The organism is Mycobacterium sp. (assembly GCF_965229265.1).
GTDB lineage: Bacteria > Actinomycetota > Actinomycetes > Mycobacteriales > Mycobacteriaceae > Mycobacterium.
Genome location: NZ_CBDDIY010000011.1, coordinates 878,847 through 893,439, shown reverse-complemented (window position 1 = coordinate 893,439; position 14,593 = coordinate 878,847). Strand labels below are relative to the sequence as shown.

Sequence of the window (14,593 nt, the reverse complement as noted above, 5' to 3'; positions counted from 1 at the left end):
AAAACTCAAGAAGCGTCAGTGGTGGATTCGGTGGCGACCGGCCCGGCTTCGCTGGGGACCGACGCAGTTGCGCTGGCGAGCAGCTCCTGCTCCCATTCGGCCAGCGGCTCGGCCGCAGCCCCGGCATCCGAGCCAGCCTTGTCGCTGCTGCCGGCACCGGAACGAGCCTTCAGGCCCTCGGCGACCGCGGAGGCGACGACCCTGGTCAGCAGCGCTGCCGAACGGATCGCGTCATCGTTGCCCGGGATCGGGTAATTGACCTGATCGGGGTCGCAGTTGGTGTCCAGGATCGCAATGACCGGGATGCCGAGCTTGATGGCCTCGCTGACGGCCAGGTGCTCCTTGTTGGTGTCGACGACCCAGATCGCCGACGGCACCTTCTGCATGTCCCGGATACCGCCGAGGCTGCGCTCGAGCTTGTTCTTCTCGCGGGTCAGCATCAGGATTTCCTTCTTGGTGCGACCCTCGAAGCCACCCGTCTGCTCCATCGACTCAAGCTCCTTGAGGCGCTGCAGACGCTTGTGGACGGTGGAGAAGTTGGTGAGCATGCCGCCGAGCCAACGCTGGTTGACATACGGCATGCCGACCCGGGTCGCCTCCTCGGCGATGGATTCCTGGGCCTGCTTCTTGGTGCCGACGAACAGGATGCTGCCGCCGTGGGCGACGGTTTCCTTGACGAACTCGTACGCCTGGTCGATGTAGGTCAGCGTTTGCTGCAGATCGATGATGTAGATGCCGTTGCGGTCGGTGAAGATGAACCGCTTCATCTTGGGGTTCCAGCGTCGGGTCTGATGCCCGAAGTGAGCGCCGCTGTCAAGCAGCTGCTTCATGGTTACAACAGCCATGGTTGTTGGCCAGCCTTCATTGTCGGTTGTCGCCCGCCTTCGGGTGAAGGCGGGCCCTGGCGTCTGCGCGCATACCGACCCGTCGTCGGGAACCCCGAGGGGAGCCAGACGGGACCAACCGGCATGCGTGTGCAAGTGTCGACATGGCGAACTTGCGAACAGGCGCGCGAAGTCAACCCGCTTGAGCGAATTGCGTTACAAAGTTTACACCGCCCGGCGGGGTGCTTTGTCCACACTCCGGCGGCCGTGCACAGCTTTGGCTCACGCGGCTTCCATACTCCCCGACCGCGCGCTGAACTGGGCCGATGCCCCTGATCGCGGTGGTGATAGCGCTGCTGCTGTGCGCCGGGACCGGCCGGGCCGACACCGGCCGGTTGCAGTGGCCCCTTCGCCCGCCGCCGGCGGTCACCCGGGCCTTCGACGCGCCGTCACCGGACTGGCAGCGCGGACATCGCGGGGTGGACGTCGCCGGCGTTCCGGGACAGCCGGTGTATGCCGCCGGGTCGGCGACGGTGGTGTTCGCCGGCACCCTGGCCGGCCGTCCGGTGGTGTCGCTGGCCCATCCCGGTGGGTTGCGCACCAGTTACGAGCCCGTCGAGGCCGCTGTGCGGGTGGGCCAGCTGGTCGATGCGTCGACCGTGGTGGGCCGGCTGGCGAGCGGACATCCGGGCTGTCCGGCGCCGGCCTGCCTGCACTGGGGTGCGATGTGGGGGCCCGCGGCGCGGGCCGACTACGTCGATCCGACCGGGCTGCTGGCCGCCACCCCGATCCGTCTCAAGCCGCTGGCGGGCTGACCGTCTTGCCGCGAGCAGACACACAATCGCACGAATCGCCCCCGAACAGTGCGATTGTGTGTCTGCTCGCGGCAGAGATCATCGGGCACCGGCGTGTTTTCCGTAGGCTGGCCGGTAATGCGCATCGCGACCGATCCGACCGTCGTCCTCGGCCACCACTTCGCCACCGAGCTGCCCGAACTCGCCGTGCGATGGCAGGCCGAACCCGCTCCCGATCCGCGGCTGCTCGTGCTCAACGAATCGTTGGCCGCCGAACTGGGTCTGGACCCCGCCTGGCTGCGCAGCCCGGACGGAGTTGCCCTGCTCGTCGGCACGCAAGTACCGGCCGACGCGCAGCCGGTCGCGCAGGGCTATGCGGGCCACCAGTTCGGTGGCTGGGTTCCGCGCCTCGGCGACGGTCGCGCCCTACTGCTCGGCGAACTGACCGGCACCGGCGACCAGCCGCGCGATCTGCACCTGAAGGGCTCGGGGCGGACGCCGTTCGCTCGCGGCGGAGACGGTCTGGCGGCCGTGGGCCCGATGCTGCGCGAATACCTCGTCAGCGAGGCGATGCACGCGCTGGGCATCCCGACCACCCGCGCGCTGTCCGTCGTCGCCACCGGTCGCGCCGTGCAGCGTGAGACCCCGCTGGACGGCGCCGTCCTCGCCCGGGTCGCAACGAGCCATCTGCGCGTCGGCAGCTTCCAGTACGCCGGCGCCACCGGTGACCCCGCGCTGCTGCGCCGCCTCGCCGACCATGCCATCACCCGGCACTATCCGACGGCCGCGCAGGCGCAGAATCCGTATCTGGCCCTGCTCGACGCGGTGGTGGCGGCCCAGGCCGAGCTCATCGCGCGGTGGATGCTGGTCGGGTTCATTCATGGCGTGATGAACACCGACAACATGACGATCTCGGGCGAGACGATCGATTACGGGCCGTGTGCGTTCATGGACGCTTATGACCCGCGGACCGTGTTCAGCTCGATCGACTCCTGGGGCCGCTACGCCTACGGCAACCAGCCGGCGGTGGCCACCTGGAACCTGGCGCGCTTCGCCGAAGCGCTGCTGCCGCTGATCGCCGACGACCAGCAGCAGGCAATCGAGCTGGCGACCGCGGCCGTGGAGAACTTCAGGCCGCGCTACACCGCGGCGTGGTCGACGGGCATGCGCCGCAAACTGGGACTCAACGACATTGCCGACAGCGCGGCGGCCGAGCAACTCATCGACGAACTGGCGGCATTGCTGGAGAGCGAAGCCGTCGACTACACCTCGTTCTTCCGCCGGCTTGCGCACGGCGTGGTCGAGCCGGCGTTCGAGGCCTGGGCCAACCGCTGGCGCAGCCTGAATCCGGACGTCGGTGTGATGCAGCGGGTCAACCCCGTCTACATTCCGCGCAATCACCTGGTCGAGGAGGCGTTGACCGCCGCTACGGTGGCAGGCGACCTGGGGCCGTTCAACCGGCTGCTCGCCGCGATCAGCGCACCCTACGATGAGCGGCCGGGGTTCGACCGCTACGCCGAGCCCGCCCCCGAAGAGTTCGGGCGCTGTTTCCAAACCTTCTGCGGGACTTAGGTTTTCAAGCTCGCGGATGCGCCTGATCGTGCACGGCCCGCAGCCGCGCCACCGTCACATGGGTGTAGAGCTGCGTGGTCGCCAGAGTCGAATGGCCCAGAATCTCCTGGACGATGCGCAGATCCGCACCGCCCTCGAGCAGATGGGTTGCCGCACTGTGGCGCAGACCGTGCGGACCGATGTCGGGGGCCCCGTCGACCGCCGACACGGTCTGGTGCACGACCGTGCGCGCCTGCCGGGGATCCAGCCGCCGCCCGCGGGGTCCCAGCAGCAGTGCCGGGCCGGATTCGGCGGTGGCCAGCTCGGGGCGGCCATCGGTGAGCCATGAGGTCAGCGCGGCCAGCGCCGGCGCGCCGAACGGGACGGTCCGCTGCTTGTTGCCCTTGCCCAGCACGCGCAGCAGCCGTCGCTCGGTGTCGACGTCGTCGACGTCCAGACCGCAGAGCTCACTGACCCGGATACCGGTGGCGTAGAGCATTTCGACGATCAACCGGTCCCGCAGCGCCAATGGGTCGCCCTGCTCGGCGCCCAGATCGGCGGCGGCCATGGCCGCCAGCGCCTGGTCCTGGCGCAACACCGCGGGCAGGGTGCGGCGGGCCTTGGGCAGCTGCAGCCGCACCGCGGGATCGGCCTCGAGCAGGCCCCGCCGGGTGGCCCATGCGGTGAACGTCTTGACCGCCGAGGTGCGGCGGGCCAGTGTCGTGCGCGCCGCGCCACCGGCGGCCTGGGCGGCCAGCCAGGAGCGCAGGACCGGCAGGCTGAGCCCGGCCAGACCGGCTCCGGGTGCACGTTGGTCGACGAAGGCGAACAGTGAGCGCAAATCGGTCAGGTAGGCCCGCCGGGTGTGCTCGGAGCGGGCCCGCTCGAGCGCCAGGTGTTCGGCGTAGTCGTCGAGAATCGCCTCGTAGTCGCCGGAGTGCTGCACTCCCCTACCGTCGCATCCGTCGCCGTCATGGTGGCCGACCGACGCGGAGCCGTGTCCTGGCTGTTACCCGTTCCAGACCGATGGATCATCGGCCGGGTACTGGGCACACACATCGGTGGTGTGCGCGGCCACGCCTTTGTTGTTGAAAAAGAGCTTCGCCCAGTTCGGCCATTGCCAGGACAACGGTTCGTAGAAGGCGTTGGTCGCGGTGTCTTCGGAGTACTGGCGCCGCCCCCCGTAGTCCATCGCGAAGAACCAGTGGATCCTGTCCTGCACCGCCTGATGCAACTCCGGGGACTTGTTGCCGTAGTCGATCATGTAGCGCTCGTAATAGATCGGGGTGACGTCGCGTGCGGCAGCCATGATCTGTTCGGGCGTACACGATGTGCGCAGGATCCGGTTGGGAATCGGATAGTCGTCGGTGGCGTCAGCGGCAGCGACACCCGCCCCGGCCAACGCCACCACACCCGAGGTGAGGACCGCCATGGCGGTTCGCCATACGGCGCCGGCGCGGTGTTGTGCCATCGGGGTTACTTCTTACGCCTGAACAGATTCCAGCGTGATGATGTCGCCTCGCCGGCAGTGTGACCGGCACACCACTGCCCGGCAGGCACGCTACGCCGCACGGCGTCGACGTGCATGCCACAGCCTGCCCAGGTCGTCTTCCCGCACTCGCGGCAATTCACAGCTCGACACATGGTGATCCCTTTCCGATCGAGCCGGCCTCAGGCCAGGCTCAAGAACAATTTCTCCAGCTCGTCGATCGTCAGCTTCTGCTCGCCGGAGCCGGCGGACGGGTCGATACAGTCACGCAGGCCGGTGGCGATAATCGTGAATCCGGCACGATTCAACGCCTTTGACACCGCAGCGAGCTGGGTCACGACATCCTTGCACCCGCGGCCGTCCTCGATCATCCCGATCACACCACCGAGCTGACCATGCACGCGACGTAACCGGTTCAGCGTTGCAGCCACGGCCGCATCGCATTGCGGCTGACGAATCTGCGCACTCACGACATCACCTTTCGACGTCCGACCATTTCTGTATACCATACCCCCTATGGTATTACTGCAGTAGTTGATACCCGCCTGACGCGGGACTGCGCCGGACGAGAGGGAGATGCCGCGATGCTCGGCTTGATGAAACGGTTCTGGGTGGCGGCGGTCATCGCCATCGCTCTGGTCGCGGCGGTCAGCGTGGTCAGCCGACTGCGGACGTTCTTCGACTCCGACAAGCCCTATATCGCCGCCTCAATGCCGGCAGACGCCATCAAGGCGATCAACACCAAGCGGGTGACCTACGAGATCGTCGGCCCCGCACATGCAACCGGACGAGTCAGCTACCTCGACGTCAACGGCAAGACCATGGAGGCAGGCTTCACCGAGTTGCCGTGGTCGGTGACCGTGAGCACCACCGACCCCGGGGTGCTGGCCAACGTCGTCGCCCAGGGTGACACCGACACATTGGGCTGCCGCATCCTGGTCAACGACAAGCTCGTCGCCGAGGACTTCGCCGAGGGCCGCGACGCCCAGGCCTTCTGTCTGGACAAAGCCGCATGAGCGCCCACACCGGTAAGGACACCCGCACCCGCCTCCCGCGTACCATCCGCGCATTCGCGGTTCCCATCATCCTCGTCTGGGTGGCCTTCACCGCGGCCGTGAATCTGCTTGTCCCCCAGGTCGAAAAGGTCGGCATGGCCAACGCCGTGTCGATGTCGCCCCAGGACGCGCCCGCCGTGATCGCCGCCAAACGGATGGGTCAGAAGTTCGGCGAGTCCACCTCCGACAGCATCGCGATGGTGGTGCTGGTCGGTGATCAGCCCCTCGGCGAATCGGCACACCGCTACTACCAGACCCTGGTGGACAAGTTCACCGCCGACAAGAAACACGTGGAACATGTCCACGACTTCTGGGGCGACATGATCACCGCCGCAGGCGTGCAGAGCAGTGACGGCAAGGCCGCCTATGTGCAGCTCAACCTCGCCGGTGATCAGGGCAGCACGCAGGGCAACCACTCGGTGGACGCCGTCCGCACGATCATCGACAAAACCCCGCCACCGACGGGACTGCACGCCTACGTCACCGGACCGGCTCCATTGACCACGGATTCCCTGGAGGCCAGCGACCGCGGCATGATCAAGATGACCGTGGTCACGATGATCGTCATCACCATCATGCTGGCCCTGGTCTACCGGTCCGTCAGTACCGTGCTGCTCATCCTGGCGATCGTCGGCATCGAGATGGGCGCCGCACGTGGCGCGGTGGCCGTGGTCGGGCACCTCGGCGTGATGGACTTCTCGACATTCTCGGTGCCCTTGATGACAGCTCTGGCGATCGCCTCAGGGACCGATTATGCGATATTCCTCATCGGCCGTTACCAGGAAGCCCGGCAGAACGGTGAGGATCCGGAGTCGGCCTACTACAGTGCTTTTCACGGGGTGGGCCACGTCATCCTCGGTTCGGGACTGACCATCGCCGGCGCCATGCTGACGCTGCGCCTGACCCGGCTGTCCTACTTCAACTCGTTGGCCTATCCGTCGGCCATGGCCCTGATCATCGTCGTCGCGGCCGCCATGACCGTCGCCCCCGCGATCCTGGTCGTGGGCAGTCGCTTCGGGCTGCTGGACCCCAAGCGGATGATGAAGACCCGGGGCTGGCGCAAGGTCGGCACCGCGACGGTCCGCTGGCCCAAACCGATTCTGGCCGCGGCCACCAGCGTCGTGCTGCTCGGCCTGCTGGCCATGATCGGCTACAAGACCAGCTACGACGACCGGCGCTACATTCCCGCCGACGTGCCCGCCAACATTGGGTATTCGGCGGCCGAAAAGCATTTCAGCACAGCCCGACTCAATCCGGACATCATGACCATCGAGTCCGACCACGACATGCGAAACCCCACCGACATGATCGTGCTGGACCGCATCGCCAAGGCGCTGTTCCGGATCAAGGGCATCGCGATGGTGCAGAGCATCACCCGCCCACTGGGCTCGCCGATCGCACACAGCTCGATCCCCTACCAGATCAGCATGTCCTCGGTGCCGATCACCCAGAACCTGCAGTTCCTGAAACAGCGGGTGGGCGACATCAGCACGATGTCGCACGACATGGGCGCGATGATCGCGTCGATGACCCGGATGCAGGCGCTGATGGTGACGTTCTCCGCGGCCATGCACACCACGGTCGGCGCGGCCGACGGCATGGTCGACTCCGCGCACCGCAGCGTTGCCGACATGAACACCATGAAGGCGACGCTCGACGAAATGCGGGACCACATCGCCGATTTCGACGACGAGGTCCGACCGTTCCGCAACTACTTCTATTGGGATGAACACTGCTTCAACATCCCGGCGTGTTGGGGCATTCGGTCCGCGTTCGACGCCATGGACGGGGTGAACACGTTCAGCGACAACATGGCCGTGCTGCAGACCGACATGGCCGCCATGGTCGACGGCATGGACAAGATGGTCAACGGGATGGGCGACATCGAGGCCCTGGTGCCGCAGATGGTCCAGCAGTTCGGCCCGATCATCGCCACCGCCACCACAATGCAGCAGACACTGCAGACCATCCACAGCAGTTTCGACGGGCTCATCGAGCAGATGCAACAGATGACCGACACCGCGACCGCGATGGGTGAGGCGTTCGACGCCTCGAAGAGTGACGACTACTTCTACCTTCCGCCGGAGGTGTTCGCCAACCCCGACTTCCAGAAGGGCTTGAAGCTGTTCCTGTCGCCGGATGGCAAGGCGGCCCGGCTGATCGTCACCCATGACGTGAATCCCGCTTCCGAGGAGGGCATCTCGGTCGTCGACGATCAACTGACCGCCGCGCACGAGGCCGTCAAGGGCACCGCGCTGGCCGGCGCCGACATCTACCTGACGGGCACCGCAGCCACCTACCGCGACGTCCAATCGGGTGCCAAGTACGACACGATGATCGCCGCGTTCGCCGCGCTGACCCTCATCTTCATCGTGATGCTGATCATCACCCGCGCCCTGGTGGCGTCGATGGTGATCGTCGGGACCGTCGTGATCTCACTGGGTGCCGCGTTCGGGCTGTCGGTCTTCATCTTCGAGCGGATCGTGGGCATCGAGCTGAACTGGATCGTGCTGGCGTTCGCGGTGATCATCCTGATGGCCGTCGGCAGCGACTACAACCTGCTGCTGGTGTCACGGTTCAAGGAGGAGATCGGGGCGGGCATCAACACCGGCATCATCCGGTCCATGGGCAGTACCGGCACCGTGGTGACCGCGGCCGGTCTGGTGTTCGCGTTCACGATGGGCTCGATGATCTCCGGTGACCTGCTCAACGTCGGACAGGGCGGCATGACCATCGGCATCGGCTTGTTGCTCGACACCCTGATCGTGCGGTCCCTGATGACGCCGTCCATCGCGGCGATCCTCGGTCCGTGGTTCTGGTGGCCGCTGAAGGTCCGCCAGCGGCCCGCCTACAGCGAGCGGATGGGCGCCGTCTCACCGCCGCGGAGCGCGACGGAACCCGACACCGCCGATGGCGCCGAGGTGACGACGCCGGCCTAGCCCTCGCCGGCCTCGGCGGCGGCGAGTTCCCGCTTCCACTGGCGGAACGTCTCTTCGGTGCGCCCGCGCCGCCAGTAGCCCGAGATGGAGGCCCACTTGGCGTCAACCCCACGTTCCTTGCGGATGTAGGGCCGAAGGTTGTGCATCACGGCCTGGGCTTCCCCGTGAATGAAGACCTGGACCTGGCCGGGCAGCCACTGGGCGGTGGTGACCGCTTCGACCAGCGGAGCGTGGTCGCCGGCCCGGTCCTCGGGAACCAGGTCGGCGCGACCGCCCCGGTAGATCCAGTAGACCTCCACGCCTTCGGGGGCGCGTAGATCGATCTCATCCTCCGGGCCGGCCACCTCGACGAACACCCTGCCTATCGCGTTGGGCGGCAACGCTTCCAGGGCCGCGCTGATGGCCGGCAGGCCGGCCTCGTCGCCGGCGAACAGGTACCAGTCGGCGGCCGGGTCGGGCGAGTACGCGCCGCTCGGGCCCATCAGGTGGATGGTGTCACCCGGTTGCGCCGACGCGGCCCACGGACCGGCGACGCCGTGTTCGCCGTGCACGACGAAATCCACCGTGATCTGCCGTGCCTCGGGATCGACCCGGCGCACGGTGTAGGTGCGCACCGTCGGCTGATGCCCGGGCGGCAGGGCGGCGAAACTGTCCAATGTCAACGGATGCGGCAGCGCCCCGACGTCGATGTCGTCGCGCAGGAAGACGAACTTCACATAGGAGTCGGTGAATTCACCGGGTGTGAAGGTGTCGAATCCGGTGCCGCCGAGCACCACCCGCACCACGTGCGGTGCGATCCGCTCGGTGCTGACAACCTGGAATGTGTGCAGTGGTCGACCCGCCACATCGCCTCCCGACGAGAATTGTTAGCCAACCTTTTCGACTATACGGTCCGCGCGGGTGCCCCGGTGGGCTCCGTCATTCGACGAGGCGTCATTCGACGAGGCGGCGCCGCATCGCCTCGGCCACCGCGGCGGCACGGTCCGACACCCCGAGCTTTTCGTAGAGGTGCTGCACGTGGGTGCGCACCGTGGTCGGAGCCAGATGCAGACGCTTGGCGATATCGGGCACCGAGAGCCCCTCGGCGATGAACTTGATCACTTCGGCTTCCCGCGGGGACAGCAGCGTGGCATCACCGCGGGAGCGCTGGCGCACCTCGTTGGCCAGCCCGCTGGCCACATGGGTCGGCACATACCCGCCGCCCTTGGCGCAGCTGATCACCGCGGCCACGATCTCGTCGCGATCGGACTCCTTGGTCAGATACCCCGCCGCACCGGCGGCCAGCGCCTCGTAGACCGTCGCGGGATCCTCGGTGGCGCTGAGCAGCAACACCCGGGTGGGTAGCTCGTCGCGGACGACCGCCGCCACCACGGCCAGCCCGTCGAGTTCGGGCATCCGGTAGTCCAGCAGGGCCACCGCCGGCTGGTGCTCGCGAATCGCGTCCAGCGCCGCGCGGCCGTCACCGACCTCGGCCACGATCTGGATGCGGCCGGTGTCCTTCATCGCGCGCACGACGCCCTCCCGATACATCGGGTGGTCGTCACCGACGACGACGGTGACCGGTTCCGACTCTCGTGCCATCCTTCGCCCTCTCGACCGGCCGACATCGTCTCACGGCGGACGCGCCGGTGCGGCAATTCGCGCATGTCCTGCCCTGTTCGCAGCGTATAAACCAAGTCGACCCACCCGCCGACGCCCAGAAGGTGCCCCGCTTGGAAGCCGCCGATCTCGACCAGATCCGCCACTCCCGCGAACTGAACGCGCTGCGCATCGTGGCGCTGGCCCGTCTCGGCGTGGCGGCGGTGATGATCATCGCGACGCACGTCGGCCTCAAACCCAAGTGGCCGCAGTTCAGCTGGGTGCCCTACGCGTACGGGGTCATCGCCGTCGTCGCCGTCGTCCTGTTGTTCAGCACCAGATCGCACTACCTGGTGGCGTCGCGGATGCAATTGGTGTTGGTGATCATCGACGTCGCGGCGATCTTCACCTACAAGATCATTTCCGCCGACGGCGCCTATGTACCGCTGCTGGTGCTGATGCTGCTGCCCATCATGGTGGTGCTGGACGTGTCGTGGCGGCGCGCAACGGTGGCGCTGGCCGTGATCGCGGGAACCTTCGCCGTCGAGATCTACACCGACCCGGTGATGCGAGACCAAATCGGCTTCGCCCGGATGACATTGGCGACGGTGATATTCGTCTTCCTGTGTTGCACGGTGTGGCTGGCGGTGTATGCACAGGGCCGCCAGCTCGATGAGATCGCCCGGCTGAGCGCATCCCGCCAGGCGCTGCTGGTCGACATCATGACCGCCTCCGACGAGCAGCAGCGGGTCATCTCCGAGTTCATCCACGACGGTCCGTTGCAGTCGGTGCTGATGGCCCGCCAGGACATCATGTCGGTGCTCAAGCGCAATCCGGACGAGGCGTTGGAGCGGGCGCTGGCGGGGCTGCGCGGCGCCACCGACCAGATGCGCCAGGCCACCTTCGAACTGCACCCTGCGGTGCTGGCCGGCGCGGGTCTGGCCCGCGCCGTCACCCAGTTGGCGGATGCCAACTCCGAGCGCTCCGGAATCGACATCACCACCGATATCGACTACCCGAACCCGGACCTGACCGATCCGATCGTGTTCGCCGTCGCCCGCGAATTGCTGTCCAACATCGTTCGGCACTCGCGGGCCACCCGGGCCACCGTCACGCTGAAGGCCACCGACGGCGTGTGTCACCTCGACGTCGTCGACGACGGCATCGGGATCGCCGCGGACGCGGCGGTCAACCGGCTGCGCAAGGGACACATCGGGTTGGCCTCCCAGCGCGCCCGCATCGAAGCCGCCGGGGGCACGTTGCAGATCCTCGAGGTGCCCAACGGCACGCACGTCGCCGTCACCGTTCCGCTAGCGCGGGCGGCATAGCCGCCAGCAGCCGTCCTGACGCCGGCCAGACCGGCCAGCTCCAGCATGGCCAGCGGCCCCAACACCGCCGTTGGGGACAGGCCCGATGCCACCGCGATGTCGTCGGCACTTCGGACCCCGCGCGCCGGGAGGGCTTCATAGACGTGCCGCTCGGCGTCGCCCAGGCCGTCGAGCGGAGTCGTCGGCCTCGGCAGTTCATCAGCCAATTCCCCTACCCTGCCTACCAATTCGACGATGTCGCCGGCGCGGGTGACCACCTGCGCGCCGTTGCGCAGCAGGATGTGACAGCCGGTCGACGCCGCCGACGTCACCGGGCCGGGTACCGCGCCGACCACCCGTCCGAGCGCGCGCGCCCACGCCGCGGTGTTGGCCGCACCGCTGCGCACGCCGGCTTCCACCACCACCGTGGCCGCGGCCAGCGCGGCGACCAGCCGGTTGCGGGTCAGGAAGCGGTGCCGGGCCGGGCGCACGCCGGGCGGGTACTCGCTGAGCAGCAGGCCCGTGGCGCCGATGCGGTGCAGCAGCGCCGAATGCCCGGCCGGATACAGAATGTCGATACCACCGGCCAGCACGGCGACGGTCTGGCCGTCGGCGCTCAGCGCCGCGCGGTGCGCCACCCCGTCGATGCCGTAGGCACCCCCGGAAACGACGGCGACGTCCTGCTCGGCCAGCCCGGCGGCCAGCTCGGCCGTCACGTGCTCGCCGTAGCCGGAGGCGGCGCGGGTGCCGACGAGGGCCGCCGCCCGGTCGGCGACGTCGTCGAGGCGGGCGGGTCCGATCGCCCACAGCGCCAGCGGGCGGGCGGCCGGCCGGCTTGTCGCGCACCGGCGACCCGCCGAAGGACATGAACGCCAACACCGGCCACTCGTCGTCGTCGGGGGTGATCAGGCGTCCGCCGCGGCAGGCCAGCAGCTCCAGATCCGCTGCGGCCGAATCGATATCGCGGCGTGCGGCGGTCCGCTCCGCCAGCGCCGGGCTGACCTCGCCGGCCGCGACCTGCAACGACGCCTCCACCGGCCCGACGCTGCCGACCAGCGCGGCGATCTCGTCGCACGGCGGTTCGGCCACCCGGGACAGGTACGCCCACGCCAGCAACCGGGCGTCGTCGCTCACCGCGTGACCTCGCCTTGACGGAAGCTCAGCGCCACCGCGGACGTCATCGACACTGGGCATCGTGCGCCCGGCCAGATCGGCCAGCGTCCACGCGACCCGCAGCGACCGGTCGACGCCCCGGATGCTCAGCACGCCGCGTTCCAGTGCCGTCTTCAGCGGGGCCATCGCGGTGTTGTCGAGCCGGAATTTTCGGCGCAGGACCGAGCCGGTCACCTCGGCGTTGGTGGTGTAACCGTATCGCCGCCAGCGCGCCGCGGCCGCCGCACGGGCCTGCGCCACACGCTCACGCACGGCTGTGGTGCTCTCCGCCGCGTCCGGCGCGAAGGCACCGGCACGCACCATGTGCATCTGCACCCGCAGATCCACCCGGTCCATCAGCGGGCCCGACAGCTTGCCGAGATAGCGGCGTTTCTGAATCGAGGAGCACAGACAATCGTTGGGGTCAGACGGCGCGCAGGCACAGGGGTTGGCGGCGAGCACCAGTTGGAACCGGGCCGGGTAGCGGGCCACCCCATCGCGGCGGGCCAGCCGAATCTCGCCGTCCTCCAACGGTGTCCGCAATGCTTCGAGCACGCTGAGCCTGATCTCGGCACACTCGTCGAGGAACAACACACCCCGATGCGCACGGCTGACCGCGCCGGGGCGGGCCATGCCCGACCCGCCGCCGACCAGTGCCGCCACGCTCGACGAGTGGTGCGGCGCGATGAACGGCGGGCGGGTGATCAGCGGGGTCCGTTCGCAGAGCAGCCCGGCCACCGAGTGGATCGCGGTCACCTCCAACGCCTCACTCTCGGCGAGCTCGGGCAACAACCCGGGAAGCCGTTGGGCGAGCATCGTTTTGCCGACGCCGGGCGGGCCGGTCAGCATGAGGTGATGGGCGCCAGCGGCGGCGACCTCCACGGCGAAGCGGGCATGTGTCTGCCCCACCACATCCGCCAGATCGACACCGTGCTCTGCCGTGGATGCGGGCGTTTCGACGCGGTCATCGAGGCGCGCCGAACCACCAAGCCAGCCCTGAAGTTGCCGCAGCGTACGCACCCCGAGGACTTCGACTCCGTCGACCAGGCTGGCCTCGGCCAGGTTGGCGACCGGGACCACGACGGTGGGCCAGCCCTGCCGCTTGGCGGCCAGCACCGCGGGCAGCACACCGTGCACCGGGCGGATCCGCCCGTCCAGTGCCAGCTCCCCCAACAACACCGCCTTCTCCAAGCGGTCCCACGGATTCTTGCGGCTCGCCGAGAGCACCGCGGCCGCGATCGCGATGTCATACAGCGACCCGGTCTTGGGCAGGGTGGCCGGCGACAGCGCCAGGGTCAGCCGCGACATCGGCCAGGCGTTGCCACAGTTGGTGATCGCGGCGCGGACCCGGTCGCGGGACTCCTGCAGCGCGGCGTCGGGCAGGCCGACCAGGTGCACCCCGGGCAACCCCGAAGTGATGTCGGCCTCGATCTCGACGATCTCCCCGTCCAGGCCACGCACCGCCACCGAGTAGGCCCGTCCCAGTGCCATCAGCCGACCCCGAGCAGGTGGATGATCTCCGGGGTGCGCTGCCGACCGATCCGAACCCCGATCACGTCGATGCGGATCGCGGCCCAGTGCTGGTCCTGCCCGGCCAGCCAGATCGCGGCCAGCCGCCGGATGCGGCGCACCTTGGCCGGGGTCACCGCCTGCTCCAGACCGCCGAAACCGTCACCGGTGCGGGTCTTGACCTCCACGAACACCACCGTGTGGTCGCCTGCGGCGGCGATCACGTCGAGTTCGCCGTAGCGGCAGCGCCAATTGCGGGCCACGATCTGCAACCCCACGCCGGTGAGGTGCTCGACGGCCAGCTGCTCTCCGAGCGCCCCGATCTGGTTGCGCGTCAACGTTGTCATGGCGCCAGCATCGGCGCCCGGGCCGACAGTCTCCGCCGGCGTGCGGGG

At 68.2% G+C, this 14,593-nt stretch carries 12 protein-coding genes and 3 pseudogenes; 5 read left to right on the top strand and 10 right to left on the bottom strand.

Features of this window, described 5'->3' with window-relative positions:
- Positions 1 to 5 precede the first annotated feature (5 nt).
- Positions 6 to 845: a 30S ribosomal protein S2 gene (rpsB, locus tag ADBZ9K_RS16730; protein ID WP_526622302.1), complete on the bottom strand. Its 840-nt coding sequence runs from the start codon at positions 843 to 845 to the stop codon at positions 6 to 8.
- A gap of 359 nt (positions 846 to 1,204) precedes the next feature.
- On the opposite strand from rpsB, the pseudogene ADBZ9K_RS16725 reads away from it, so the two are divergent.
- Both ADBZ9K_RS16725 and ADBZ9K_RS16720 read left to right on the top strand, forming a co-directional pair.
- Positions 1,205 to 1,633: pseudogene (locus ADBZ9K_RS16725) on the top strand (M23 family metallopeptidase); the annotation flags it as partial.
- 123 nt (positions 1,634 to 1,756) lie between these two features.
- Positions 1,757 to 3,190: a protein adenylyltransferase SelO gene (locus tag ADBZ9K_RS16720; RefSeq protein WP_526622301.1), complete on the top strand. Its 1,434-nt coding sequence runs from the start codon at positions 1,757 to 1,759 to the stop codon at positions 3,188 to 3,190.
- A 4-nt stretch (positions 3,191 to 3,194) separates the two neighbouring features.
- On the opposite strand, the gene ADBZ9K_RS16715 is transcribed toward ADBZ9K_RS16720, so the two are convergent.
- The 4 genes from ADBZ9K_RS16715 to ADBZ9K_RS16700 all read right to left on the bottom strand — a co-directional run bounded on the left by ADBZ9K_RS16715 (position 3,195) and on the right by ADBZ9K_RS16700 (position 5,167).
- A complete protein-coding gene (locus ADBZ9K_RS16715) occupies positions 3,195 to 4,115 on the bottom strand; it encodes a tyrosine recombinase (RefSeq protein ID WP_526622299.1) in 921 nt (306 codons plus the stop codon).
- Between the two features lie 63 nt (positions 4,116 to 4,178).
- Positions 4,179 to 4,601: a DUF5078 domain-containing protein gene (locus ADBZ9K_RS16710; RefSeq protein WP_526622727.1), complete on the bottom strand. Its 423-nt coding sequence runs from the start codon at positions 4,599 to 4,601 to the stop codon at positions 4,179 to 4,181.
- A gap of 44 nt (positions 4,602 to 4,645) precedes the next feature.
- Positions 4,646 to 4,813 (bottom strand): DUF8730 family Cys-rich protein, encoded by a 168-nt coding sequence (locus ADBZ9K_RS16705; protein ID WP_526622297.1) that lies wholly within the window; start codon positions 4,811 to 4,813, stop codon positions 4,646 to 4,648.
- A gap of 27 nt (positions 4,814 to 4,840) precedes the next feature.
- Positions 4,841 to 5,167 (bottom strand): metal-sensitive transcriptional regulator, encoded by a 327-nt coding sequence (locus ADBZ9K_RS16700; RefSeq protein ID WP_526622295.1) that lies wholly within the window; start codon positions 5,165 to 5,167, stop codon positions 4,841 to 4,843.
- Positions 5,168 to 5,242: 75 nt separating this feature from the next.
- Between ADBZ9K_RS16700 and ADBZ9K_RS16695 the strand changes: the two genes are divergently transcribed.
- Positions 5,243 to 5,674 (top strand): MmpS family transport accessory protein, encoded by a 432-nt coding sequence (locus tag ADBZ9K_RS16695; RefSeq protein WP_526622293.1) that lies wholly within the window; start codon positions 5,243 to 5,245, stop codon positions 5,672 to 5,674.
- Positions 5,671 to 8,652 carry an MMPL/RND family transporter gene (locus tag ADBZ9K_RS16690; protein WP_526622291.1) on the top strand — a complete coding sequence of 994 codons (2,982 nt, stop codon included), beginning with the start codon at positions 5,671 to 5,673 and terminating at the stop codon, positions 8,650 to 8,652. Before ADBZ9K_RS16695 ends, ADBZ9K_RS16690 begins: the two co-directional genes overlap by 4 nt.
- Here ADBZ9K_RS16690 and ADBZ9K_RS16685 read toward each other — a convergent pair.
- Positions 8,649 to 9,497, bottom strand: coding sequence for a siderophore-interacting protein (locus tag ADBZ9K_RS16685; protein WP_526622290.1), 849 nt, complete (start codon positions 9,495 to 9,497; stop codon positions 8,649 to 8,651). The two genes, ADBZ9K_RS16690 and ADBZ9K_RS16685, sit on opposite strands and share 4 nt — an antisense overlap.
- Positions 9,498 to 9,585: 88 nt before the next feature.
- A complete protein-coding gene (locus ADBZ9K_RS16680; RefSeq protein WP_526622288.1) occupies positions 9,586 to 10,233 on the bottom strand; it encodes a response regulator transcription factor in 648 nt (215 codons plus the stop codon).
- Between the two features lie 131 nt (positions 10,234 to 10,364).
- Here ADBZ9K_RS16680 and ADBZ9K_RS16675 point away from each other — a divergent pair, with 131 nt between their 5' ends.
- Positions 10,365 to 11,558, top strand: a complete 1,194-nt coding sequence (locus ADBZ9K_RS16675; RefSeq protein WP_526622286.1) for a sensor histidine kinase — start codon at positions 10,365 to 10,367, stop codon at positions 11,556 to 11,558.
- On the opposite strand, the pseudogene dprA reads toward ADBZ9K_RS16675, so the two are convergent.
- From dprA to ADBZ9K_RS16660, 3 genes and pseudogenes are all read right to left on the bottom strand, one after another.
- Positions 11,541 to 12,626, bottom strand: a pseudogene (dprA, locus tag ADBZ9K_RS16670) (DNA-processing protein DprA). The gene ADBZ9K_RS16675 and the pseudogene dprA overlap by 18 nt on opposite strands.
- Before the next feature lie 41 nt (positions 12,627 to 12,667).
- Positions 12,668 to 14,180 (bottom strand): annotated as a pseudogene (locus ADBZ9K_RS16665) (YifB family Mg chelatase-like AAA ATPase).
- A complete protein-coding gene (locus ADBZ9K_RS16660; protein WP_526622285.1) occupies positions 14,180 to 14,545 on the bottom strand; it encodes a YraN family protein in 366 nt (121 codons plus the stop codon). Before ADBZ9K_RS16660 ends, ADBZ9K_RS16665 begins: the two are co-directional and overlap by 1 nt.
- Positions 14,546 to 14,593 lie beyond the last annotated feature (48 nt).

Bases quoted from the DNA above. Each gene is read 5' to 3' on its own strand.
- ADBZ9K_RS16695 (WP_526622293.1), top strand. From the start codon at position 5,243: ATGCTCGGCTTGATGAAACGGTTCTGGGTGGCGGCGGTCATCGCCATC.
- ADBZ9K_RS16690 (WP_526622291.1), top strand. From the start codon at position 5,671: ATGAGCGCCCACACCGGTAAGGACACCCGCACCCGCCTCCCGCGTACC.
- rpsB (WP_526622302.1), bottom strand. From the start codon at position 845: ATGGCTGTTGTAACCATGAAGCAGCTGCTTGACAGCGGCGCTCACTTC.
- ADBZ9K_RS16720 (WP_526622301.1), top strand. From the start codon at position 1,757: ATGCGCATCGCGACCGATCCGACCGTCGTCCTCGGCCACCACTTCGCC.
- ADBZ9K_RS16710 (WP_526622727.1), bottom strand. From the start codon at position 4,601: ATGGCGGTCCTCACCTCGGGTGTGGTGGCGTTGGCCGGGGCGGGTGTC.
- ADBZ9K_RS16660 (WP_526622285.1), bottom strand. From the start codon at position 14,545: ATGACAACGTTGACGCGCAACCAGATCGGGGCGCTCGGAGAGCAGCTG.
- ADBZ9K_RS16700 (WP_526622295.1), bottom strand. From the start codon at position 5,167: ATGGTATACAGAAATGGTCGGACGTCGAAAGGTGATGTCGTGAGTGCG.
- ADBZ9K_RS16680 (WP_526622288.1), bottom strand. From the start codon at position 10,233: ATGGCACGAGAGTCGGAACCGGTCACCGTCGTCGTCGGTGACGACCAC.
- ADBZ9K_RS16705 (WP_526622297.1), bottom strand. From the start codon at position 4,813: ATGTGTCGAGCTGTGAATTGCCGCGAGTGCGGGAAGACGACCTGGGCA.